The organism is Luteibacter sp. 621 (genome assembly GCF_050435445.1).
In the GTDB taxonomy this organism is placed as follows: domain Bacteria; phylum Pseudomonadota; class Gammaproteobacteria; order Xanthomonadales; family Rhodanobacteraceae; genus Luteibacter.
On record NZ_JBNDKI010000042.1, the window covers coordinates 1 to 2500 of the forward strand.

Sequence of the window (2500 nt, forward strand, 5' to 3'; positions counted from 1 at the left end):
GAAACGGATCGAGCTTGAAGAGTTAAGACGGTGAAGCGTCTTGGGGTTATATGGTCAAGCCTCACGGCTCATTAGTACACGTAAGCTCAATGCATTGCTGCACTTCCACACCGTGCCTATCAACCACCTAGTCTTGATGGTGCCTTAAGGAGAGTCTAGCTCTCGGGAGATCTCATCTTGAGGCGCGCTTCCCGCTTAGATGCTTTCAGCGGTTATCGCTTCCGTTCGTAGCTACCGGGCAATGCCATGGGCATGACAACCCGAACACCAGCGGAACGTCCACTCCGGTCCTCTCGTACTAGGAGCAGCCCCTCTCAAATCTCCAACGCCCACGACAGATAGGGACCGAACTGTCTCACGACGTTCTGAACCCAGCTCGCGTACCACTTTAAATGGCGAACAGCCATACCCTTGGGACCGGCTACAGCCCCAGGATGTGATGAGCCGACATCGAGGTGCCAAACACCGCCGTCGATATGAACTCTTGGGCGGTATCAGCCTGTTATCCCCGGAGTACCTTTTATCCGTTGAGCGATGGCCCTTCCATACAGAACCACCGGATCACTAAGACCTACTTTCGTACCTGCTTGATCCGTCGATCTCGCAGTCAAGCACGCTTATGCCTTTGCACACAGTGCGCGATGTCCGACCGCGCTGAGCGTACCTTCGTGCTCCTCCGTTACTCTTTGGGAGGAGACCGCCCCAGTCAAACTACCCACCATACACGGTCCCCGATCCGGATTACGGACCTAGGTTAGAACGTCAAGCACTTCAGGGTGGTATTTCAAGGATGGCTCCACCGAAACTAGCGTCTCGGTTTCATAGCCTCCCACCTATCCTACACAGAAGAACTCAACGTTCAGTGTAAAGCTATAGTAAAGGTTCACGGGGTCTTTCCGTCTTGCCGCGGGAACGCTGCATCTTCACAGCGATTTCAATTTCACTGAGTCTCGGGTGGAGACAGCGCCGCTGTCGTTACGCCATTCGTGCAGGTCGGAACTTACCCGACAAGGAATTTCGCTACCTTAGGACCGTTATAGTTACGGCCGCCGTTTACTGGGGCTTCGATCAAGAGCTTCGCCTTGCGGCTGACCCCATCAATTAACCTTCCAGCACCGGGCAGGCGTCACACCCTATACGTCCACTTTCGTGTTTGCAGAGTGCTGTGTTTTTGATAAACAGTCGCAGCGGCCAGGTTACTGCGACCCTTCGATGCTCAGTCACGCACGTGACCACACCAAAGGGCGCACCTTCTCCCGAAGTTACGGTGCCATTTTGCCTAGTTCCTTCACCCGAGTTCTCTCAAGCGCCTTGGGATTCTCACCCTGCCTACCAGTGTCGGTTTACGGTACGGTTTTTCTACAGCTGAAGCTTAGTGGCTTTTCCTGGAAGCGTGGTGTCAGTCACTTCGTCCTCATAGGACTCGTCTCGGTGCTCGGCGTATGTGATCCCGGATTTGCCTAAGATCACCGCCTACCGCCTTTCCCCAGGACAACCAACGCCTGGTAGACCTAACCTTCTCCGTCCCCACATCGCACTGTAGAAAAGTGCAGGAATATTAACCTGCTTCCCATCGACTACGCATTTCTGCCTCGCCTTAGGGGCCGACTCACCCTGCGCCGATGAACGTTGCGCGAGGAAACCTTGGGCTTTCGGCGGGGAGGCTTTTCACCCCCCTTATCGTTACTCATGTCAGCATTCGCACTTCCGATACCTCCAGCAGACTTTACAATCCACCTTCACAGGCCTACGGAACGCTCCTCTACCGCGTACAGATCAAAATCTGTACACCCCGAGCTTCGGTGCATAGCTTAGCCCCGTTAAATCTTCCGCGCAGACCGACTCGACCAGTGAGCTATTACGCTTTCTTTAAAGGGTGGCTGCTTCTAAGCCAACCTCCTGGCTGTCTATGCCTTTCCACATCGTTTTCCACTTAGCTATGACTTTGGGACCTTAGCTGCGGGTCTGGGTTGTTTCCCTTTTCACGACGGACGTTAGCACCCGCCGTGTGTCTCCCGTGTAGCATGTCCTGGTATTCGGAGTTTGCCATGGTTTGGTAAGTCTCAATGACCCCCTAGCCATAACAGTGCTCTACCCCCAGGAATGTTCGCACGAGGCGCTACCTAAATAGCTTTCGAGGAGAACCAGCTATCTCCGAGTTTGTTTAGCCTTTCACTCCGATCCTCAACTCATCCCCATCTATTGCAACAGATGTGGGTTCGGTCCTCCAGTGCGTGTTACCGCACCTTCAACCTGGTCAAGGATAGATCACTCGGTTTCGGGTCTACTGCCAGAGACTATTCGCCCTATTCAGACTCGGTTTCCCTTCGCCTCCCCTATACGGTTAAGCTTGCCACTGACAGTAAGTCGCTGACCCATTATACAAAAGGTACGCAGTCACCCTTGCGGGCTTCCACTGCTTGTACGTATACGGTTTCAGGGTCTATTTCACTCCCCTCTCCGGGGTTCTTTTCGCCTTTCCCTCACGGTACTAGTTCGC

1 rRNA gene (cut by a window edge) is annotated in these 2500 nt (G+C 53.8%); it reads right to left on the reverse strand.

The features are described from left to right. Positions 1-50: 50 nt before the first annotated feature. Positions 51-2500: ribosomal RNA gene (locus ABIE56_RS22515) — 23S ribosomal RNA — on the reverse strand; it runs 435 nt beyond the window's last position.